The following is a 20,897-nucleotide window of genomic DNA, read 5'->3' as shown; positions in this document are numbered from 1 at the left end:
CATCACGGTGAATGAGTTAACTCTCATGCTTGGTTGAACCAAGTACGGCATCGCTTGTGATACGAGCCTTAAAGGAAGCACTGAAATGGACCAAGAACGTTTAACCCACCTAAAACAGCTTGAAGCGGAGAGTATACATATCATCCGTGAAGTAGCGGCTGAGTTTGATAACCCAGTGATGATGTACTCCATCGGTAAAGACTCTTCTGTGATGCTTCACCTAGCTCGCAAAGCGTTTTATCCGGGCAAAATCCCTTTCCCTCTTCTACACGTGGACACCGATTGGAAATTCCGCGAAATGATTGAGTTTCGTGATCGTACTGCTAAGAAGTACGGCTTTGATCTTTTGGTTCACAAGAACCCAGAAGGCTTAGCGATGGGGTGTAGCCCGTTTGTACACGGCTCATCAAAGCATACCGATATCATGAAGACTCAAGGCTTGAAGCAGGCGTTAAACAAGTATGGGTTTGATGCAGCCTTTGGTGGTGCTCGTCGTGACGAAGAGAAGTCGCGTGCGAAAGAGCGTGTTTACTCTTTCCGTGACAAAAATCATACATGGGATCCTAAAAACCAACGTCCAGAGTTATGGAAAACCTACAACGGTCAGGTAAACAAAGGCGAGAGCATACGTGTATTCCCGCTTTCAAACTGGACTGAGTTAGATATCTGGCAATACATCTACCTAGAAAACATCGAGATTGTACCGCTTTACCTTTCAGAGAAGCGCCCAGTTGTTGAGCGTGACGGTATGCTGATTATGGTCGATGACGACCGTATGGAGCTGCAAGAGGGTGAGGTGATTGAAGAGAAGAGCGTGCGTTTCCGTACTCTTGGTTGCTACCCACTGACAGGGGCAATTGAATCTGAAGCCAATACATTAACAGGCATCATTGAAGAGATGCTGGTGGCGACATCCAGTGAGCGTCAAGGGCGAGCGATCGACCACGATCAATCGGGCTCAATGGAGCTGAAAAAGCGTCAAGGTTATTTCTAGGATCTAAGGAAAGAAAAATGAATAGTGCAGTAGAAGCTGAATTGGCTGAACTTGGGATCGAAGGTTACCTGAGTCAGCACCAACATAAATCGATGCTTAGATTTCTGACCTGTGGTTCGGTTGATGATGGTAAGAGTACTTTGATCGGTCGCTTACTTCATGACACCCAGCAGATCTATGAAGATCAACTGGCAGCGGTTCATAACGATAGCCAACGTGTCGGTACAACGGGTGAGAAGCCTGACCTCGCGCTACTTGTTGATGGTCTGCAGGCAGAGCGTGAGCAAGGCATTACCATTGATGTGGCATACCGTTATTTTTCGACTCAAAAACGTAAGTTTATTATTGCGGATACCCCAGGGCATGAGCAGTACACACGTAACATGGCAACCGGTGCATCGACGTGTGATCTGGCGGTGATCTTGATTGATGCGCGTAAAGGCGTATTGGATCAAACTCGTCGTCACTCGTTCATCTCAAACCTACTGGGCTTGAAGCACTTTGTGGTTGCAGTTAACAAGATGGATCTTGTGGACTACTCACAAGATCGCTTTGAAGAGATTCGTGATGAATATCTTGAGTTTGCGGAAAACCTAGAAGGTGAGACTAATATTCAGATCCTACCGGTTTCAGCGTTAGAAGGTGCCAACGTTGCAGCGGCAAGTAAAGAGCTGGCTTGGTTTGAAGGCCCATCGCTACTTGAAGTGCTTGAGAACGTTGATATCGACCAGAAACGCTCAGCTGGTGAGTTCCGTTTCCCTGTTCAATACGTGAATCGTCCAAACTTAGATTTTCGCGGTTTTGCCGGCACGATCGCTTCTGGCAGCGTAAAAGTAGGCGATGAAATCAAGGCGCTTCCTTCAGGTAAAACTTCGAAAGTGGCACGCATTGTTACCTTTGATGGCGATTTAGAGTCGGCGCAGGCTGGTCTTGCTGTGACTTTGACGCTTGAGGATGAGATCGATATTAGCCGTGGTGACTTAATTGTACTTGAGAGTGCTGAAGTGGCATCGACTAACCACATTCTGGCGGACGTGGTATGGATGACGGAGCAAGCTCTGCAACCAGGTCGTGAGTACGATATCAAAATCGCTGGCAAGAAGACGGTAGGTCAAGTGACGGCCATTCGTCATCAATATGACATCAACAATCTTGCGACTCATGAAGCATCAGAGCTGCCTCTCAATGGTATCGGTCTGTGTGAGTGGTCATTGAATGAGACTGTTGCACTGGATAAGTACCGTGATAGTGCAGACACCGGTGGCTTCATTGTGATTGATCGTCTAACCAATGTCACCGTTGGTGCGGGCCTTATCCGTGAACGTTTGGATTCTGTTGAGCAAAAAGTCGGTGACTTCTCAGCGTTTGAAATCGAATTTAACGCTCTGGTTCGTAAGCACTTCCCACACTGGAATGCCAAAGATATCAGTCAATTACTTAAGTAATTAACGATGTAAAGCAATAGGCGGGAGCTTCGGCTCTCGCTATACAAGGACAGGTATATGTGGCAACAAGGATTTGTATTAGCGCTATTGCTTGGCATCGTAACTTGCCTTCTAACGACGCGTATTAAGCCGAGCTTTATTTTTGCTGGCTCGGCTTTCATTGCGTTTATGGCTGGAATGATTGATGTATCCAGTCTGGCTAGTAACTTTACTAACTCTTCACTACTCACTTTAGTGTTGCTCATTCTCGCTTCAAGTGCGTTGGAGAAAACTCGCTTAATCAGCTGGGTAAGTCGAAACATTTCAGAAGGTCGACTTGGTACAGTGGTGGCAAAGTTGGGTGTTTCCACAGCGTTACTTTCTTCATTTACTAACAATACGGCTGTTGTGGTTTCGTTGATCGGTGCGATCAAACGCAATCAGCAACATGCTCCTTCTAAGCTACTTATTCCACTTTCGTATGCGGCGATTTTGGGTGGCACTTTAACTTTGATCGGCACCTCAACTAACTTGATCATTAATAGCTTTGTTGAAGATGCAGGGCTGCCGAGTTTGAACTTCTTTACACCGACATTGATCGGTTTGGCGGTGTTAGTCGGTGGTGTGTTGATCTTGATCCCGCTGAGTTATTTCCTACCAAGTTACGATGACGGTTCGCAAGATGAACTGCCTTATTTCTTGGAGGCTCGCGTTGAACCCGGATCTCCGCTGGTGGGGCGTAGCGTAAGCGAAAATAACCTGAGAGCACTGCGTAAACTTTTTCTTGCAGAAGTGATTCGTGATGGTAAGACAACCGCATCAATCGACCCCGATTTCGTGCTACAAGCACGCGACCGATTGTTGTTTTGTGGCGATGTCGAGAGTGTTGCAACTCTGCAAGAAATTCGAGGCTTGACGCTGTTTGGACAGCACCACCTCAATGGTCAAGGTTTTGTCGAAGTTGTTGTGAGCTCTTCAGCAAGTATATGTAATAAGACATTGAAAACTAGCCAGTTCCGTGACCGTTTTGATGCGGTGGTTGTCGCGATTCGTCGTGGTCATGAACGCCTTGAGGGTGGGTTAGGAAATATCACGTTAACGGCGGGTGATACGTTGGTGTTGGTTCCGGGTAAACGCTTTGAAGAGCAGCGTCAGCAACACAGTAAAGAATTTGTGTTGATGAATGATTTAGACTCAAGTGCCAAACTGGATGCGGATAAATCAGCCTTGGTTCTATTAGGGTTTGCTGCAGTGATCGGCCTAGCACTTACTAACATGCTACCGATCATCAAAGGATTAGCGGGCTTTCTACTCTTATTGGTGGCGTTTGGAGTGGTACAACTGAGCGAGCTAAGACGTCGCTTCCCTGTTGATATTGTGGTGATCGTTGGTTCTGCGCTGTCGATTGCACAATTGATGATCTCATCCGGGTTGTCAGAGCAGATGGGGCTGATGTTTATTGAAGCTTTTAATGGCTGGGGCGTGTTTGGCGCGCTGGTGGCGACCTATTTGATGACCTTAGTTTTAACTGAGTTAGTGACCAATAATGCTGCGGCCGCACTCTCTTTTCCTATCGGTTACAGCATGGCTGTGGGCTATGGTGTTGACCCTATGCCGTTTATCATGGCGGTACTGTTTGGAGCGAGTGCGAGTTTCATCTCTCCTTATGGTTATCAAACTAACCTATTGGTGTACAGTGTGGGCAACTACCACCTGAAAGATTATCTGCGTATCGGTATCCCGATCTCTATTGTTTACTCAGGGCTTGTACTTACGCTAATCCCTTACTTTTTCCCATTTTAATGCTGTTTATTTGAAGGACTAATTATGACCACTGCAGTGAAACCGAAAGACGAGAATATCGTATGGCATGAGCACTCTGTTGATAAAGCCTTTCGCTCTCAACTCAAGTCACAAAAACCGGCGGTATTGTGGTTTACGGGGTTATCGGGTTCAGGTAAATCGACAGTTGCTGGCGCGTTAGAAACTCGCTTAGCGCAATTGGGTTACCATACTTACCTTCTGGATGGTGACAACGTTCGTCATGGATTGTGTAGCGATCTAGGCTTTTCCGAGCAAGATCGCCGAGAGAACATCCGTCGTATTGGTGAGCTTGCTAAGCTGATGGCCGATGCTGGACTCATCGTACTTTCTGCTTTTATCTCTCCTCATAAAGCGGAGCGTGAGTTGGTACGAAATCTACTACCAGATGGTGAGTTTTTAGAGGTTTACGTGAACACGCCAATCGAGGTGTGTGAGCAGCGCGATCCTAAAGGGCTTTACAAAAAAGCGCGAGCAGGTGAGATCCCGAATTTTACTGGTATTAGCTCAGTGTATGAGGCGCCTGAAACGCCAGAAATCGATCTGCCAGCTGGTGATAAGACATTGGATGAACTGGTTGAGCAGTGTATTGAAGCGTTAGAAGCTCGCAATATTATTGCTAACTAACACAATGATATTGCCAACTCACACTATATAGCCTTGGTTTATCATCAAGGCTATGTTGTTTTATAAGACTATATAGCTTTATAAGACTATATAGTTTTATAAGCCTATGTCATTTTATACGGTGTGGTTTACGCTGCCAGGTTTAGCTTCGGCCTGTACCGTAAACTTCTGACTTAATAGTGTAATGAGTTGTTCGTAATAGGCGTTATTCGGCTTATTCCCGAGCAGCAGACATAGCTCATTACCGGTTGGAGTGAAGCGGTAGTAGACCAGTTTCACCCCTTTTGAGAGTGGTGTTACTGCCATCTGTTTTCCTTGGTAGCTTAGGTTGAGTGCCGGGTCGAAATCGATCTCTCCCGACTCCAACTCTGTACCATGTAGGATTCCCAGTTCAATCAAGTGCAGCAAACTTGAGTAGGGTAGGTTATGACTGCCTAAGTTGATGGTGCTCGTCCCCGCTCTTTTCCCAAAACTGAATAAGCCTGCCTGAATTTTGAAGCCAAGCAGTAGTTTGCGGCTATTGTCACTACCAAAGCTAGACGCCAATGAAGCGGCACGTTGTAAAGTTAATGCCTCTTTAGGCGTCATATCTTGTAGGATCTGCAGTGCTTTCATGGAGGTTGACCCCGGATTGGTCACTTCTCTCTTTAATACTTGAGCCCACAGCCTCTGCATCGAACTATTGTGGATCTCTTGAGCCATATCGAAGAATCGGTACAACCAGTCTTGGTCAGGATCGCCAGCCGCTTCATCTTTGCAGGACATGTGTGCCAATTTTAGGATCTGTTCAAGGTTCTTCTGACGCAGTTCTTTGCGTTTTTTCTCTCGCAACAGGGCTCGCTCTATCAGTGATTTTTCATCTTTGTCCGATGTTTTACCTTCTGGACTAAGTAGCGCATCTAAACCGAAGTTCTGGGCGATATTGAGCATTCGACTGGCACTATCGGCAATATGGGGCTTTTTCTCTTGCTTTGGAGCGGTGTCATTCACATGTTCAATGATCATGGGTTGTTGAGAGTCAGACATAGAGATACCTACAAACCTTAAGACAGAAATGTAACTGATTAAAATGTAACTCTTAATTGAACTTGTGACTAGAGATTGCGAGTAAAGTTGAAGGATTAAACAAAATTTTACTTTTTATGATGATAATAAAATGTTAAATTTGTTGTGTAATCCAAGGAGGAGTTATGAATCAAGTGAATAATAATAAGCTGAAAAAACAGCTGGTAATTGGGCTATTGCTCGTTAGTTACGTTGCTATCCTAGCGTATTTGTCTAAATATATTGCGTAAACTAGCGATATTTCATCGTTATTAAATTGTTATAACACTAGTTGCTTATAAACCGTTGCCGATAAAAAATGGCAGCCCAAGTGAGCTACCATCTTCATCATCATTAAAACGATATCCCTACATATCGTCGTACTCTTCGATTGCTACCCCTTCAATAAGATACCCAGTTTGCGCCAAGTCATGCGTAATGGTTTCTGTTTTCAGTGTCCCCACTAAATAGATAACATCCCACAACTGTTGGATTGGAGCACCTTTTGGAAACTTCACATAGATGATCTGGTTTGGTGGCGGCGGCGGTACGTGAATACACGCCCCGAAATATGGCACCAGTAGAAACTCAGTGATCATATTCTCATCCCCTTCAAGAGGGATAACAAAACCAGGAATCTTTACCTTGCTTCCATTCAGCTCTGGGCGAACAGCCCCCAATTTTGATTGCTGAGGGTTCTCTTGACTGTGATCGACGGTTGGCATGCCAAAAGGATCGAGCTGAGCGCGTTCTGATTCTGGAATTAGGTCAATCCATTCCAAAGTAAGAACCGATTCTTCTGTTGATGGTGCTTCTGCGTGTGCGGCTGTCGCAAACGGAAACAGAAGCAACCCAAGGATCAGCAAGAGTTTGTGTTGCATAGTGTGTCCCTATATTAAATTCGAATGGTCATGCCATCAGCAAGTGATTGACGATACGCGCGGAAAGCGGGAATAAAGCCAATGATAACTCCAGCAATTTGAACCATCATAATGAGTTTCCACTCATGTGGGGTGATTGCGGATATTGATATGTTGATACCATAACTTTGTTGCACGATAGGAGCAACTACTGCAATGAGACCAAAGAGCAATCCAACACCTAGAGTAATACCAAGGAAGGTAAGCGCGCTGGCTTCACTGATCAGTAACCCGAATACGTGTCTTGGCCTCGCGCCCATCGCTCGTAAGATAGCCATCTCTCTGCGACGTTCTTGTAAGCTAGTCAATAGGCTACTGAGCATGCCAAGTAGACCTGCGACTACGACAAAACCGGATACAACAAGCAGTGCCTGCTCAGCGACGGCCATCATGCCCCATAATTCATGCAGTGCAATACCGGGCATGATTGCGCTTAATGGCTCTTGTCGGTAAGTGTTGATTTCGCGTTGTAGTGCGAATGTTTGAATCTTAGAGTTCAGGCCAAGCATCATTGCGGTGATCTGTTTTGGCTGAAAGTCGTAGGTTTTTAGTGTCTCAGCGTCTGGCGTATGACCAAGATTGGCTCCAGATTCCCAACCCACGTGAATAGCTTCAATAGCCTCGAGCGATACGTGTACGGTTTTATCTACCGGTGTTCCTGTTGGCGCAATGATACCTACGATAGTAAATGGCAGGTTATCGTGGCGGCTGAATGCCACATCACTGATACCGTGCGCTAGGATAATTTTATCGCCAATCTTATAGTCGAGTTGTTTCGCCACATCCGCACCGATCACAACATCAAACAGTTCATTAAACTCACGACCTTGTTGGAAAGTAAGTGGTTGCTTACTTCCGTAGCGATAGTGCTCAAAGTAGCTGTGGTTGGTGCCCATTACGCGAAAGCCTTTGTGCGAATCGCCTAATGAAATTGGAATCGCCCATTTTACCGCTTTATGCTGCTTGAACTCTTGGTAGCTTTTCCAGTCGATGTTATTGGTTGCGTTACCGATTCTGAACACAGAATAGAGCAGTAGGTTTACCTGTCCAGAACGACCACCGACAATTAGGTCGGTTCCAGAAATGGTATTGGCGAAACTGCTTTTTGCCTCTGTGCGCACACGTTCTACACCAAGCAGCAGAATGACGGAAACCGCGACGGTTAGAATCGTGAGAATGGCAGTGGCCTTACGGTTGAGTACACTTTTGAGTGCTAAGTGAGTGATTACTTTCATACGACAGCCCTCGCTTGATTAACGGTCGTGAGATCGATGCTACGAGTGAACAGCTTTTCGAGTGTTGGATCATGGCTGACAAAAATGAGTGTGGAGTTGGCTTGGTTAGCTTGTTCAAGCAGCAACTCAATGAAGGCTTCTCTGTTGTCATGGTCGAGTGCTGATGTGGGTTCATCTGCAATAATGATTTGTGGCTGACCCATTAACGCTCGTGCCGCTGCTACACGCTGTTGTTGTCCGATACTGAGCTCGGTTACCGGCTTATTCATCAATGCTTCCGGTAGTTTGAGTCTCTGTAAAAGAGTTTCAGCCGTGGCTTTTAATTCGTTGTTCCCCTGAGTGACATTCTGTTTTCTGATGCTCGAAAACTGACAAGGTAGTGTCACGTTGTCTGTCACTGATAAGTATGGCAATAGATTGAATTGCTGGAAAATATAGCCTATGTGGTCCGCTCTAAACTTGTCGCGCTGGCGAGGCGATAGTTGGTTAAGATCTTGACCCAAGATGGAAACTTCACCTTGTTGTGCTTGGTTTATTCCCGTTAACAACCCCAGTAGTGTCGACTTACCACAGCCACTTGGCCCTTTAATAAAAAGGTGCTCTTTGGCGTGGATATGAAGAGAGGGTATTTCGAGTGTCGGTGGGAGATCAGGCTTCCAACGGAAACTGACGTTTTCCAATTTAACGACAAGCGATGATTGGTCAAAGGACATATAAGCTCCTACTCACTTAGCGGTTTTGCTTAAATCGATATTCTAGGGGATTGCTCTATGAATCACCATTTGAGCGACTCTGTTCGTATCAGAGCAAGACAGCCAAGTGAGAGATCACTTGGCTGCTGTTCGTTGTGTTTCTAAATTAATGTACGATTAGAAACGGAAGCTAGTGTTGCTTGGCGTTAGCTTCTGTTGAGTCTGTGCGCGATCCGTTAATAGATTCACAGTCATTGACTCTGTATTGGCAAAGTTCGAGAACCATTGTGTTTCAACGGTATCTAGCTTAGCCACGTTTGAACACTGGTAGTGGTATTCGATTGTGAACTCACCGTGGCCACCTGCAGCATGGTCGTGATGTTCGTGCTGATCGTGGTCATGACCTTCGTGGTTTTCATGATCGTGCTTATCATGATCGTGACCTTCGTGGTTTTCATGATCGTGCTTATCATGGTCGTGACCTTCGTGGTGCTCATGATCGTGCTTATCATGGTCATGACCTTCGTGGTGCTCATGATCGTGCTTATCATGGTCATGGTCTTCGTGGTGCCCATGATCATGTTTGTCGTGATCGTGACCTTCATGGTCATCTTCACCCAAGGTATGAGTCACAGACTTGTACTCAAGCGTACAATCTGCGCCTTCAAACGCGAATAACTTATTCGGTTGGTTCAGCAGTGCTGTCGCTTTTTCTAGTGTCGCGACTTGCTCAGGTGTCTGAGGAGCATGTTCAAAACCAACCACGTCTGCACCCGGAGCGGTGACTTCAACCAAAAGTTCTTTGCCGTCTTGAGCGATATTGACCTCAACCGCACCATGAACGTGAGCATCATGGGAGCGAAAATGATCATCAGCGATAGCGGTAGTAGATACTGTCATGCCGATAACAACGGCTAAAATAGAAGGTTTCATTGGGTATTCCTAAATAAAAAGATAAATTAAAAGCAGATTAAATTAATTAAGTCATCTTCACGGGTGGTGAACGAGCGAGATAAGCAAAGTGGAGTCTTTGTGGCTTACGAGCTGGTTCATTGGATAGGACAATGAAATCGATATTTAATTCAGGAAGTTGTGGTAAATCGTGCGCAAACCCCAACTGATTGACGGAAAACAGTTCACATTGGTGATGAGTGTGGTGCTCTGGATTGGCATCAACGATGTGGTGTGCCACGCACCACGACAACATGATCATTAACCCGAGCATGCACAGGACAGAGCGTCTAGTTGTGAGTGAGTGGGCGCACCAGATCATGATAAGTTGAACCAAAAAGAAAAAGGACGTTGTTATAATATAACAACGTCCTATCAATAAATCTTGTAAAAGAAAGTAATAATTATTAAAGATTAGCTTTAATAAGTTGAATAACTTCAGAGACTTCAGTTTCGCTTAACGCCCCTTCTTTCACAAATAGGATTTTACCTTGTTTGTCTTGGACGATAATTGCAGAGCTCTCTTCTTTCAGCTCCCAGGCGGATGCTGCGGCACCTTCTTCATCCAGTACCATTGAAGACCAAGGAAACTCCTCTTTGCTGCTCTCTGCTGATGATTTCACAAAAGAGCCTGTGCCCCAAATCGCATCATCTTGATTGATGATGGTTGTGGTTTGGTAAGCATCTTCGGGGAATTTAGACGCGGTAATGGCTGCCATTAGAGGCGCGTTAAGCTCTTTAGAGCTGCTGCGTCCAGCAATCGCTTGAACAACACGTACTTTGCCTAGCATGTCTGTGGTTGCCCAAGCTTGGTAGCCAGTTGAGCCGTTGTTTAAGGTGATTTCACCATGAGCTGTGACGCTGACTGGTGGTAGGGGATCGCCAACCGATAGGTTGTGAGCATTGGCGAATATTGGAGAGGCTGCGGCTAATAAAGCCAGTAGAGTTTTGTTTTTCATTATATTTTTGTTCCGCTTGTTGGTTTGCTCTCGAAGTATAATATGAAATAAATAAAATGCCTCGCTTACTTTTTTATCGTGCGTCGTTGAAAGGTGTTGCGGAGTTGTTACTAAAGGGTATAATGCAACTATATCAAGGGAATCGACAGATTTTTTTGCTATCAGCCAACGGATATGGCTGTTATTTGTGCTTTGCTCAAAAGTGAAGAGCTGATCACAAACTGTTGTACTCAGACGGAATTGAGGTTGTTTATGCTGCGTGAATTTTCTACTTACCGCCCTCGTCAAGTGGCGCGTTTCGTTAAAGTCCTATTCAAAGGTCAATTTAGCATCGAAGGTATCGGTGAATTTAGATTCGACCAAGGAAAAGTCCTTCTTCCTGAAGTGACAGACCAAAAAAAGCTCCATGTATTTAAAGAAGTGAATGGCACCATTGCGTGCATGTCGATGTAGTACGCATTGTTTTTTAATCGCTGACCCGTCCTGATATGGGTTGACACTTTTTAGTCAAAACGCTCGATGTACTTCATCGGGCGTTTTGTATTTTAAGGCCGTATGTGGCCTCATCTGATTATAGATTTCTACTGACTCGGCGACCATTTTTCTCGCCTGAGCAACATCTTTAGGTTTCTTCAACAAGTATTCCATTTTCAAAATACCATTTACTCTCTCTGCCAAGGCATTTTGATAGCAGTCATATCCATCAGTCATGGAACACACGATCTTGTGCCTAGAGTGTAAGTCTTGGTACTCCTTTGAACAGTACTGTGAGCCTCTATCTGAGTGATGGATTAAGCTTTCCTGATTTCGACGTTCTCTCAAAGCTCTTATAAAAGCTTGTTTTACGGCCTTCGTCTGCATGTTGTCATCCACGCTGTATCCGACGATCTTTCTGGAATAGGCATCAGTGATAAGACTGACGTAACTGTTTCCCTCATAGGTTGGAAGGTAAGTAATATCAGCAACCCACAACTGTTCCGGTCTTTCGGGCTTAAAGCCATCCTTTATTTTATTTGGGTGGCAGTAAAACCTATGATGGCTATCCGTTGTTCGATGGTAAGCACGTTTAACCTTCACAAGCAGCCGATGATGTTTAAGCAGAGAAAATAGATAATCCCGACCTACTTTCATTCCAGCTTTTTCCATCATGTACTTAAGCTTTCTCGTTCCTATTCGAGCCTGTTTGATGCGAGTTTCACGAACAAAGCTCAGAAGAGCTTTGTCACGCTGCCTGTTACGATCGTCAATAAGACACTGTTTATAATATGCTTGCCTAGATATATTGATGATTTGGCAAAATCTAGTCACCGTGAGCTGAGCTATGTTTTGCTCTTGGACGACGCACCTTTGTGCTTTTTTACGACGCGGACACCATGGTCTCGTTCCATAACTTTTACTACTTCTTCAAAGAAGTCGGCCCTCAGTTTGGTATCCTCGAGTTTCTTTTCTAACTCTTTGATACGTTGCTCTGGTGTAGGTGGTGAATTGAATTCAGACATAGGTAAACCTTTCTTCATGAATCGAGGTGTGCCCCCAGACCAATCAAGTCGACCGTGCTTTCGGAGCCACACTAATACTGTAGAACAACCTTGTATGCCGTACTTGTCTTGTGCTTGTTTGTAAGTCAGTTCACCTCGCTCGACTTGATCAACAACATCCAATTTAAAAGCGAGGGAGTAATCACATTGAGTTCGTCTAGTTATTGATTTCATAACACTCTCCAATTTTCTGCTTGGGGAGTGTCAACCTTATTTAGGACGGGTCACGCTGAAATGAAAGGGCTTGATATATCAAAGCCCTTTTTTGTTTCTAACGGTTACTGAGGCGGGAAGCAAACCCCTGTTCCGCCTAATCCGCAATAACCGTTTGGATTTTTAGCAAGGTATTGCTGGTGGTAATCCTCAGCATAAAAGTACTCACCGGCTGGCTGCACTTCAGTTGTGATCTCTGAACCTCGCGCGGCTTGCATCGCTTGTTGATAGCTCATTTTTGAAGACTCAGCAATAGCTTGCTGTTGGTCGCTAAAAGTGTAGATCGCAGAGCGATACTGAGTGCCTAGATCATTCCCTTGGCGCATGCCTTGGGTTGGGTCATGACTTTCCCAGAAAGTTTTAAGCAGTTTTTCAAGCGGCAAAATAGTGGGCTCAAAGACCACGCGCACAACTTCCGTGTGGCCTGTCTGACCCGTACAAACTTGTTGATAGGTCGGATTGTGAGTGAAGCCGCCTGCATACCCCACTGAGGTCGACACAACGCCTTCAAGTTGCCAAAACAGGCGCTCAGCACCCCAAAAACACCCAAGACCAAGGAGTATCTCTTGCTGCCCTGAGGTGGGTGGAGCAAGCAGATCACTCTGATTAACGAAATGTGGTTCTGAGATTGTGATGGGATGTGGGTTCCCAGGCAAAGCTGTTGCTTCTGAAACCATTTGTTGTTTGTTGAGCATGATTGAGTTCCTTGTAGAGGTATCTATACGCTTTAACCGTCTTTAAATATACGACTAACCCTTTAAATTAGACCGTTTTATTGCTTGAATTATTACAGACGCGCTATTGAATTAGCGGTATGATTTCCCTTTGATTCTTAACGTATTGATAACTTCCCCCAATTAAACATGATAAGAAAAACTTTACCAGTTCTGATTGGCGCAGTGCTCTCTTCAAGCCTTGCCTTTGCCGATGTCTCTCTCGAAATAGAGGGGCTGGATGGGGCGCTTGAAGACAATGTTGATGCCTATCTGAGCGCTATTCCGGAAGAAGAGTATTCGGTATCTCTGCGTTTTCAATCTCGTTTAGAATCGATGATCAAAGAAGCGGTGAGTGCTTTGGGTTATTACCATCCAGAGATCACTTTTACGCCTTCTGAAGATGAAAGCGAACTCTTAGTAAACGTCAAGCCTGGTGAACCTGTAGTTATCGACACCTCGGATATCGTTATCTCAGGAGAAGCGGGGAACGACCCTGATTTCCTAGCATTAGTTGCTAAAAGTAACCTTCAAGAAGGCGAGATACTGAATCATAGTCGTTACGATTCACTTAAATCATCAATGCGTAACTTAGGTTTAGCAAAGGGGTACTTTGATGGTAGCTACGGATTGAGCCGTCTGGAAGTTGCACCTGAGCTTAATCGCGCTTATGTGCGTTTACACTACGACAGTGGCATTCGTTATCACTTTGGTGAAACAACCATCACAGGCAGCCAGATCGAAGAGGACAAAGTCCACTCATTGAAGCCGTTCGAACAAGGTCAGCCTTATGACATCGCGAAGGTGGGAGAGTACAACCAAAATTTGTCTAACACCGACTGGTTCTCCTCCGTATTTGTTGAACCGGACCTCGATGATTTGGGGAGTGGTCGTGAAATACCAATGAAGGTGAGCCTAGCGCCTCAAGCTCGAAATCAGCTCGAAACCGGTATCGGTGTTTCTACCGACTTAGGGCTTAAAGGCAGCCTGAAGTGGAAAAAACCGTGGGTGAATACCAGTGGGCACAGCTTCAATAGCAGCCTATCTATCTCTAAACCAGAACAGACGGTTACCGCGAGCTACAGAATACCGCTTGATGATGTGCTTAATGACTATTACCAAGTCACATATGGTATGAAGAACGTTGACAATCGCGACACTAAGAGCTTGGAGTCCAACCTGAAACTTGAGCGTTTTTGGCGTCTCGACAACGGTTGGCAGCGCACGGTTTTTGTCCGCTACCTACTAGAGAACTATGAGCAAGGTCTTCAAGATGATATCGCGCAATTTGTGCTGCCGGGAATCTCCTTTTCTCGTACACGCACTCGCGGTGGTGCGATGCCGATGTGGGGTGACAAGCAGACCATTATGTTGGAAGCGGGGGATGATTCGCTGCTTTCTGAAACTAAGGTGATTCGTTTCCAGGGCAGTACAGCTTGGATTCGCAGCCTTGGCGAAAACCATCGTGGTTTAACCCGTTTAGAGTATGGCGCCAACTTTGCGGATGAGTTTGAAAAGCTATCGCCATCTCTGCGATTCTTCGTCGGTGGTGATAATAGCCTGCGTGGTTATGGCTTCGAATCTGTCTCTCCCAGAGATGAGAGCGGTGCTTTGACGGGCGCAAAATTTATGACCACAGCAAGCTTTGAATATCAATATCGTCTATTTGGCAACTGGTGGGGGGCCATGTTCTATGATATTGGTGACGCCTTTAATGACACACCCGATCTAAAAGCGGGTACTGGTGTCGGTATCCGTTGGGCTTCACCCGTCGGACCCGTGAGTCTCGATTTTGCGTGGGGGCTTGATGCTAAACCTGGTGATGAATTCCAAATACACTTCACTTTAGGGCCTGAGTTATGATTAAAGTGATTGGCAGAATTTTCAAATGGACTTCGATTTCAATCGTCTCTATTTTGCTGCTTATATTGACCTTAGTGGGTCTCGCTCTTTTTACCAATCCGGGCTTAAATGTGGCGCTTTGGGGGGCGGAGAAGGCTTTACCACAACTGAAAGTCGAGAGTACTAAAGGGGCGCTTTTTCCCCGTTTTAGCCTTTACAACGTTCAATTTGTCGATGAAAGCCTGCACATCAATACCCAGCTTGAAAAGATTGAGCTGGCGATCAACCCAAGATGTCTATTGGATCCTCAAGTCTGCGTTGAGGATCTGACTTTACAAGGCCTAGATTTTACCTTTACTGAATTGCCGCCAGCGGAAGAAGAGCCACAGCCTACAGCGCCATTAACCTCTATCTCAACGCCATTACCGATCACATTGAATCGAGTCAATTTTGAGGATATCTCTCTAGATATCCTAGGAAACAAGATCGATTGGCAACGTTTTTCCACGGCGATGAATATGAAGGGAGATGTGCTGACCATCTCTCCTACTGTGTTCGATGATCTCACCGTCAAGCTCGCTGAAACTGAGCCTTCTCTTGAAGAAGAAGTAAAATCGGAAACAGTCAAAGAAGCCGAAGCGATAGTGTTACCAGAAGTATGGATTCCGTTGAATGTCGTACTTAAACGCTTTGATTTAAATCGCTTTAAGCTTGAGCAAGAGACGCCAGTCATCGTCAATCACCTAGGGCTCAAAGTGAAAGCGGGTAAGCATACTGTCGATGTACAAACTCTTGAGTTGGATATGCCACAGGCAGAGGCTGACCTAAAGGCAAAAGTACAATTGAAAGGTGGCTACCCTCTTGATCTTGATCTCTCAGCCTTGGTTAAAGAGACCGATGCGGCGGGGCAACAGCTCCAACTATCAGCAAGAGGTAGTGTGGAAGAGCTCACTCTGGATGCCACCTTAACTGAGCTGATTGAAGCGAAGCTATCTGGCGAACTTAAACCTTTAGAGCCGACACTGCCTTTTGACCTAGAATTGAATGATGCTCAGGCGCAATGGCCCTTGAAGGGCAATAGCGATTATCAGGTTGCGATCAAACAATTAAAAACCAACGGCTCACTGGAAGGTTTCCAGCTCAATCTAGATGCGAATGCCAAGGGTAAAGATATCCCAGATATCAGCCTTGATGTTGAAGGTGCAGGTAGCACTGAGCATATTGACTTGCAGCGCCTTGATATTGCGACACTGGGTGGGCATGTCACGGGGGCGGTGAAAGCCAGCTGGAAAGACCTTGTGAATTGGCAAGCGGATATCGGTTTGCAGCATATTCAGCCCGGTTTGCAATGGCCAGAAGCTGAAGGGGATATCAGCGGCGCCCTCGAGACATCGGGTAGCCTAACGGAAGCGGGTGGATGGCAAGTAGAGCTACCAATTGTAGATATTGATGGCATCTTAAGAGAGTACCCACTCAACATCAAAGGCGAGCTGTCGGCATCAGATAAAACAGCCTCTGGTGAGCCGAGCGTTCAAACATCAGGACTGCGTCTATCGCACGGCGTTAACGCCATCAATGTAATAGGTAAGCTTGATAAGCAATGGGATATGAATGTTGCTCTTAACTTCCCTAAATTGTCGAAAAGTGTTCCTGACTTAAGGGGTAAATTGGTTGGTGATATCGCGTTATCTGGGCCAATGAAAGAGCCTAATGTTGATTTAAGTCTGAACATCAATAGCGTTAAATGGAAGGCCGAAGCGACCCTTAATAGCTTAGCTTTGAATGGTTCTGTTACACCACTGCCTGCGCCTCAAGCTGATATCGTGCTTAAAGCGAATGGGATCAGTTATCAAGATCAGAAAGTTGAGAGCGTTGAACTGCGAGTAGACGGTGGTGAGAAAGAACATGAGCTCACTCTCGATGTTGTATCGGACATTGTCTCAACCAGTCTCGCTATCTCAGGTGAACTGATTCAAGAGCCATCAATGGTTTGGAAAGGTGCACTTGAGCGTATGACGCTTTCAACGGAGCAGGGACCATGGCGACTTGAGAAGCCAGTGGCTATCACTGCGGATATTGATAAGCAGTTTGCGGATGTCGCGGCGCACTGCTGGTTGCAAGCAGGCTCAAGTGTTTGTTTAGCTGAAGATATTCGAGCAGGTAAGTCTGGTGCTGCAAAGCTTACGATAACTGACTTCGATTTTGAGCAGGTTAAGCAGTTTATTCCCAATACAACCCAGCTCACAGGTTCAGTTAATGTACTAGCTGAGGCTAAGTGGGATGCGAAACTGGCGCCTCAAGTAAGCGCTCAAGTATCACTGCCGAAAGGACAAGTCGTTCAAGATGTGGGAGAGTCGATTAAATTAGGTTGGGAGAACATTCAAGTGAATGCCAAGCTGAAAGACAATCGACTTGAGGCAGATTGGCTTCTTGATGTCACTGACAATGGTGACCTAACCGGTTCGTTGGTCTTGCCAGACGTTGTAGTAGAAGATAAACAGGTAGACGCCGCGCTGCAGCTCAGTACTTTCCATCTTGATTTTCTAGCACCATTGTTAGGTGAATACAGCTTGTTACAAGCAAACCTATTGAGTGACCTTAAAGTGAAAGGCTCTCTAATGCACCCTCAAGTGTTTGGCTCGTTTACCGTAGATGGTATGCAAATGAAGGGCGATGTGACACCTGTGGATATTACAGATGGCCGCATCGGGCTCGACTTCGATGGTTACAGTGCCAACCTAGATGCAGCGATTGTTACTTCTGATGGTCAATTGGACGTTGAAGGCAACGGGCAATGGCAAGATCTTGAGGCGTGGAGTACTCAGGTACGAGTGTTTGCCGACTCTTTGATGGTGGATGTACCACCGATGGTCAAAGTCAAAGTTGTGCCGGACATGACAATTGATGTTTCGCCAAAGCTTGCGCGTATTACTGGTGATGTTGCACTGCCGTGGGGACGTATTGTTGTTGAAGAGCTTCCTCCAAGTGCCGTTGGCGTATCTTCAGATCAGGTGATTCTTAACAAAGATCTGCAACCTGAGGGTGAAACTCAAGTACCGTTTAATGTCGAAACCAATATTAATATCTCCATCGGTGATGATTTTAAACTGTCTGCATTTGGTCTTGAAGGTGGCCTGGTAGGTAAACTGAATGTTGCTCAAAGAGACCAAGGGCCTTTCATTACAGGTGAAGTCAACATTGTTGATGGTACGTATCGATCATTTGGACAGGATTTGATCATTGAAGAGGGCAAGATCTTAATGAATGGCCCACCAGACCAACCCTATGTTGCGATCAATGCCATTCGAAATCCTGACAATACACAAGATGACGTGACCGCAGGTGTGAGAGTGACAGGGCCAGCAACTGAGCCAAAAATTGATATCTACTCAGAACCGTCGATGCCACAAGCCAATGCTTTGTCATACTTACTTCGTGGGCAAGATATTGATGGTGAAGCGGGCAGCGGTTCGATGACCACAACCTTAATCGGTTTAAGCTTGGCCAAGAGTGGTAAAGTGGTGGGCGAGATAGGTGAGGCTTTTGGTGTCCAAGACCTTCAACTTGACACCGCGGGCTCAGGGGATGACTCACAAGTAACCGTAAGTGGTTATATTCTTCCGGGTCTGCAAGTGAAGTATGGTGTTGGCATTTTCGACTCTTTGGGAGAGTTCACTGTGCGTTACCGTTTGATGCAAGACCTGTATTTAGAGGCAGTTTCTGGCGTTGACAGCGCGGTAGACCTGCTTTATCAATTCGAGTTTGAGTAATGAGTGGATAGGCTGGAACTGACCATGTCACACCTTGTGTTTGTTTATGGGACGCTGAGAAAAGGGCAGCATAACCATCATTTTTTAAAACAGAGTGAGAAGCTAGGCGATTGGGTAACTCCACCTCAATTTGCGCTGTACGATTTGGGCTCATATCCGGGCATGATATTCGGAAAGAAAAAAGTGCTTGGGGAGGTCTATATAGTGAGCGACTATGTTTTGGCTTCGCTCGATCGACTCGAAGATGTACCTACTGAGTATCGTCGTGAACAAATTGAGACTATATTTGGATTAGCGTGGGTTTATTTGTATCAGTATGATTTATCTGAGCAGCGAGAGATTCTTACGGGTGACTGGTGTAAACGAGAATAAGCGTTTGAAGTATGAACTAGGAGTAAAGTTCCGACGTAGTAGTAAGAATCTCAATGAGTCTCTCTAGTAGGAGGAAATTATGAAATATTTAGTGTTGGTGTTTTCTGTTGTACTTTTCGGTTGTGCGCAATCTCCACCATCTACGTCGAATGTTGACGATTGGCAGCTGTTTGGTGAGCAAACTGCGATGAAGGGGTACACGAAAAAAGATCAAGCGACATTGTCAAAGTCGGCAGAGTCAGCAGTTGGTCCTGATCTTTATGCTGCTTATGATAAAGGGTACGAGGCTGGTCGAATTGAATATTGCTCTCAGAATCCAAGATCCTTAGGCCGCAAAGGTGAGCAGTACTTTGGTATCTGTGATGATATCGACAAGTGGTTCCGTATTAAGTTTGAAGGTGGCGCGCAGTCTAAAATTGACCTTCGCTAAATCTTACCAAAGTTTAAATACAACAAAGCCAGTACGCACGAGTACTGGCTTTTTAGTATCTGAGAAAATTAAGCTTTAAGCTTCGTCTCGGTTTAGCTCAAGGAACTCTTCAACTTTGTTTACCATATTCTTTGAGCCAACAAAGAATGGCACACGTTGGTGTAGTTCGGTTGGCTTGATGTCCATAATGCGCTGAACACCATCAGAAGCTACGCCGCCTGCTTGTTCCATGATGAAAGCAATTGGGTTGCACTCATATAGAAGACGCAGTTTACCGTTCGGGTGGCTTTGCGTACTTGGGTACAGATAAATGCCGCCTTTCAGAAGGTTACGGTGGAAATCTGATACCAAAGAACCAATATAACGGGATGTGTATGGGCGGTTGTCACTTGGCTCATTCTCTTGGCAGTACTTGATGTACTTCTTCACACCCGTTGGGAAACGAATGTAGTTGCCTTCATTGATTGAGTAGATTTTACCTTCATCAGGGATCATCATGTTTTCGTGAGAAAGACAGAAAGTGCCCAGCGATGGGTCGTAAGTGAAGCCGTTCACGCCATTACCGGTTGTGTAAACCAGCATGGTTGAAGAGCCATAGATTACGTAGCCCGCTGCAACTTGTTTGTTGCCAGGCTGAAGGAAGTCTTCTTGAGTTGGTGGTGTACCGATAGGCGATACGCGACGGTAGATCGAGAAGATCGTACCTACAGACACGTTTACATCGATATTTGATGAACCATCTAGAGGGTCCATTAGCACTACGTATTTAGCGTTTTTGTTCAACTCTTTGTTGAAAGCTACCGCTTCGTCTTCCTCTTCGCTCGCTACACCACATACTTGGTCACGCGCTTCCAGAGCTGCTTTGAATTTGTCATTTGCGTACAGATCAAGCTTCTGTTGTGCTTCACCTTGTACGTTGTCGGTGCCGACAGCACCTGTAATGTCGACAAGACCCGCTTTATTGATTTCTCGGTTAACGATTTTCGCAGCAAGACGGATCGACGATAAAAGGGATGATAGATCACCACTTGCATGGGGAAAGTCACTTTGTTTCTCAACAATGAACTCACCAAGGGTGCGCATCTCAGACATGTTATTTCCTTAAACTTCTCTGAATAATTGGGGGATTCAAGCGCTATTGGGTTGCCTCTTGAGCGGGCATTATTCATCTAGTCGCTTACCCAGATTTTAAACTTAAGATCTTTTTAATGGTAATGAAGTAAGCGACACAGATCTCACTTAGAATGTCGACTGGATTTGTTTTGCATTGAGGCTCGCTTTTATTGGGCGATTCATGATAAGAAATGCACATAATCTTGATTAATAAAGCAGTCTTTTTGCCCGTTTTTGGA

19 protein-coding genes are annotated in these 20,897 nt (G+C 45.5%); 9 read left to right on the top strand and 10 right to left on the bottom strand.

The window, feature by feature from the left end; genetic code table 11:
• The first annotated feature begins 85 nt into the window (after nt 1–85).
• The 4 genes from cysD to cysC are packed head-to-tail and all read left to right on the top strand — an operon-like array spanning nt 86 to nt 4,866.
• Nucleotides 86–994 (top strand): sulfate adenylyltransferase subunit CysD, encoded by a 909-nt coding sequence (gene cysD, locus vsple_RS12505; RefSeq protein ID WP_261882157.1) that lies wholly within the window; start codon nt 86–88, stop codon nt 992–994.
• Nucleotides 995–1,011: 17 nt separating this feature from the next.
• Nucleotides 1,012–2,439, top strand: coding sequence for a sulfate adenylyltransferase subunit CysN (gene cysN, locus vsple_RS12500; RefSeq protein ID WP_261882156.1), 1,428 nt, complete (start codon nt 1,012–1,014; stop codon nt 2,437–2,439).
• Between the two features lie 57 nt (nt 2,440–2,496).
• The gene (locus tag vsple_RS12495) at nt 2,497–4,221 is read left to right on the top strand and encodes an SLC13 family permease (RefSeq protein ID WP_261882155.1); all 1,725 of its coding nucleotides are present in this window, start codon (nt 2,497–2,499) and stop codon (nt 4,219–4,221) included.
• A 24-nt stretch (nt 4,222–4,245) separates the two neighbouring features.
• Nucleotides 4,246–4,866, top strand: a complete 621-nt coding sequence (gene cysC / locus vsple_RS12490; protein WP_255229805.1) for an adenylyl-sulfate kinase — start codon at nt 4,246–4,248, stop codon at nt 4,864–4,866.
• A gap of 114 nt (nt 4,867–4,980) precedes the next feature.
• Here cysC and vsple_RS12485 read toward each other — a convergent pair whose 3' ends face one another.
• The 7 genes from vsple_RS12485 to vsple_RS12455 form a co-directional block, all read right to left on the bottom strand.
• Nucleotides 4,981–5,892: a TIGR03899 family protein gene (locus vsple_RS12485; RefSeq protein ID WP_261882154.1), complete on the bottom strand. Its 912-nt coding sequence runs from the start codon at nt 5,890–5,892 to the stop codon at nt 4,981–4,983.
• A gap of 386 nt (nt 5,893–6,278) precedes the next feature.
• Entirely contained in the window at nt 6,279–6,791 is a 513-nt protein-coding gene (locus vsple_RS12480) for a DUF3299 domain-containing protein (protein WP_261882153.1), read from the bottom strand.
• Between the two features lie 14 nt (nt 6,792–6,805).
• A complete protein-coding gene (locus tag vsple_RS12475; RefSeq protein ID WP_261882152.1) occupies nt 6,806–8,065 on the bottom strand; it encodes an ABC transporter permease in 1,260 nt (419 codons plus the stop codon).
• Nucleotides 8,062–8,778, bottom strand: a complete 717-nt coding sequence (locus tag vsple_RS12470) for an ABC transporter ATP-binding protein (RefSeq protein ID WP_261882151.1) — start codon at nt 8,776–8,778, stop codon at nt 8,062–8,064. The genes vsple_RS12475 and vsple_RS12470 overlap by 4 nt, the downstream gene beginning before the upstream one ends.
• Before the next feature lie 156 nt (nt 8,779–8,934).
• A complete protein-coding gene (gene zrgA, locus vsple_RS12465; protein WP_261882150.1) occupies nt 8,935–9,690 on the bottom strand; it encodes a zinc uptake protein ZrgA in 756 nt (251 codons plus the stop codon).
• Nucleotides 9,691–9,736: 46 nt separating this feature from the next.
• A complete protein-coding gene (locus vsple_RS12460; RefSeq protein WP_420833806.1) occupies nt 9,737–10,027 on the bottom strand; it encodes a DUF2607 family protein in 291 nt (96 codons plus the stop codon).
• 88 nt (nt 10,028–10,115) lie between these two features.
• Nucleotides 10,116–10,667 (bottom strand): YtfJ family protein, encoded by a 552-nt coding sequence (locus tag vsple_RS12455; protein ID WP_255229812.1) that lies wholly within the window; start codon nt 10,665–10,667, stop codon nt 10,116–10,118.
• Between the two features lie 252 nt (nt 10,668–10,919).
• Here vsple_RS12455 and vsple_RS12450 point away from each other — a divergent pair, with 252 nt between their 5' ends.
• A complete protein-coding gene (locus tag vsple_RS12450) occupies nt 10,920–11,120 on the top strand; it encodes a DUF1107 family protein (protein ID WP_255229813.1) in 201 nt (66 codons plus the stop codon).
• A 54-nt stretch (nt 11,121–11,174) separates the two neighbouring features.
• On the opposite strand, the gene vsple_RS12445 is transcribed toward vsple_RS12450, so the two are convergent.
• Together vsple_RS12445 and msrA are read right to left on the bottom strand one after the other, a co-directional pair.
• Nucleotides 11,175–12,379, bottom strand: a protein-coding gene (locus vsple_RS12445; protein WP_261881532.1) for an IS3 family transposase whose coding sequence is annotated in 2 segments (ribosomal slippage) — nt 11,175–12,010 and nt 12,010–12,379 — 1,206 coding nt in all. Because the reading frame shifts where the segments join, the coding sequence is not laid out codon by codon here.
• A 104-nt stretch (nt 12,380–12,483) separates the two neighbouring features.
• Complete coding sequence (msrA, locus tag vsple_RS12440) at nt 12,484–13,113, bottom strand: peptide-methionine (S)-S-oxide reductase MsrA (protein ID WP_261882148.1); 630 nt, start codon at nt 13,111–13,113, stop codon at nt 12,484–12,486.
• Between the two features lie 168 nt (nt 13,114–13,281).
• Here msrA and tamA point away from each other — a divergent pair, with 168 nt between their 5' ends.
• The 4 genes from tamA to vsple_RS12420 all read left to right on the top strand — a co-directional run bounded on the left by tamA (nt 13,282) and on the right by vsple_RS12420 (nt 19,545).
• A complete protein-coding gene (gene tamA, locus vsple_RS12435) occupies nt 13,282–14,994 on the top strand; it encodes an autotransporter assembly complex protein TamA (protein WP_261882147.1) in 1,713 nt (570 codons plus the stop codon).
• A complete protein-coding gene (gene tamB / locus vsple_RS12430; RefSeq protein ID WP_261882146.1) occupies nt 14,991–18,743 on the top strand; it encodes an autotransporter assembly complex protein TamB in 3,753 nt (1,250 codons plus the stop codon). Before tamA ends, tamB begins: the two co-directional genes overlap by 4 nt.
• Nucleotides 18,744–18,767: 24 nt before the next feature.
• Nucleotides 18,768–19,115, top strand: a complete 348-nt coding sequence (locus vsple_RS12425; protein ID WP_255229817.1) for a gamma-glutamylcyclotransferase family protein — start codon at nt 18,768–18,770, stop codon at nt 19,113–19,115.
• A 79-nt stretch (nt 19,116–19,194) separates the two neighbouring features.
• Complete coding sequence (locus vsple_RS12420; RefSeq protein ID WP_255229818.1) at nt 19,195–19,545, top strand: DUF2799 domain-containing protein; 351 nt, start codon at nt 19,195–19,197, stop codon at nt 19,543–19,545.
• 75 nt (nt 19,546–19,620) lie between these two features.
• On the opposite strand, the gene fbp is transcribed toward vsple_RS12420, so the two are convergent.
• Nucleotides 19,621–20,637 (bottom strand): class 1 fructose-bisphosphatase, encoded by a 1,017-nt coding sequence (gene fbp / locus vsple_RS12415; protein ID WP_032553284.1) that lies wholly within the window; start codon nt 20,635–20,637, stop codon nt 19,621–19,623.
• Nucleotides 20,638–20,897 lie beyond the last annotated feature (260 nt).

Source organism: Vibrio pelagius, from assembly GCF_024347575.1.
Classification (GTDB): Bacteria; Pseudomonadota; Gammaproteobacteria; order Enterobacterales; family Vibrionaceae; genus Vibrio; species Vibrio pelagius.
Note: the sequence above shows the minus strand (reverse complement) of the source record. Positions and strands in the feature narration are given on the sequence as shown.

What these genes read in the sequence shown, in the direction of transcription:
- cysD (WP_261882157.1), top strand. Translation starts at nt 86, where the DNA reads ATGGACCAAGAACGTTTAACCCACCTAAAACAGCTTGAAGCGGAGAGT.
- cysN (WP_261882156.1), top strand. Translation starts at nt 1,012, where the DNA reads ATGAATAGTGCAGTAGAAGCTGAATTGGCTGAACTTGGGATCGAAGGT.
- vsple_RS12495 (WP_261882155.1), top strand. Translation starts at nt 2,497, where the DNA reads ATGTGGCAACAAGGATTTGTATTAGCGCTATTGCTTGGCATCGTAACT.
- cysC (WP_255229805.1), top strand. Translation starts at nt 4,246, where the DNA reads ATGACCACTGCAGTGAAACCGAAAGACGAGAATATCGTATGGCATGAG.
- vsple_RS12485 (WP_261882154.1), bottom strand. Translation starts at nt 5,892, where the DNA reads ATGTCTGACTCTCAACAACCCATGATCATTGAACATGTGAATGACACC.
- vsple_RS12480 (WP_261882153.1), bottom strand. Translation starts at nt 6,791, where the DNA reads ATGCAACACAAACTCTTGCTGATCCTTGGGTTGCTTCTGTTTCCGTTT.
- vsple_RS12475 (WP_261882152.1), bottom strand. Translation starts at nt 8,065, where the DNA reads ATGAAAGTAATCACTCACTTAGCACTCAAAAGTGTACTCAACCGTAAG.
- vsple_RS12470 (WP_261882151.1), bottom strand. Translation starts at nt 8,778, where the DNA reads ATGTCCTTTGACCAATCATCGCTTGTCGTTAAATTGGAAAACGTCAGT.
- zrgA (WP_261882150.1), bottom strand. Translation starts at nt 9,690, where the DNA reads ATGAAACCTTCTATTTTAGCCGTTGTTATCGGCATGACAGTATCTACT.
- vsple_RS12455 (WP_255229812.1), bottom strand. Translation starts at nt 10,667, where the DNA reads ATGAAAAACAAAACTCTACTGGCTTTATTAGCCGCAGCCTCTCCAATA.
- vsple_RS12450 (WP_255229813.1), top strand. Translation starts at nt 10,920, where the DNA reads ATGCTGCGTGAATTTTCTACTTACCGCCCTCGTCAAGTGGCGCGTTTC.
- msrA (WP_261882148.1), bottom strand. Translation starts at nt 13,113, where the DNA reads ATGCTCAACAAACAACAAATGGTTTCAGAAGCAACAGCTTTGCCTGGG.
- tamA (WP_261882147.1), top strand. Translation starts at nt 13,282, where the DNA reads ATGATAAGAAAAACTTTACCAGTTCTGATTGGCGCAGTGCTCTCTTCA.
- tamB (WP_261882146.1), top strand. Translation starts at nt 14,991, where the DNA reads ATGATTAAAGTGATTGGCAGAATTTTCAAATGGACTTCGATTTCAATC.
- vsple_RS12425 (WP_255229817.1), top strand. Translation starts at nt 18,768, where the DNA reads ATGTCACACCTTGTGTTTGTTTATGGGACGCTGAGAAAAGGGCAGCAT.
- vsple_RS12420 (WP_255229818.1), top strand. Translation starts at nt 19,195, where the DNA reads ATGAAATATTTAGTGTTGGTGTTTTCTGTTGTACTTTTCGGTTGTGCG.
- fbp (WP_032553284.1), bottom strand. Translation starts at nt 20,637, where the DNA reads ATGTCTGAGATGCGCACCCTTGGTGAGTTCATTGTTGAGAAACAAAGT.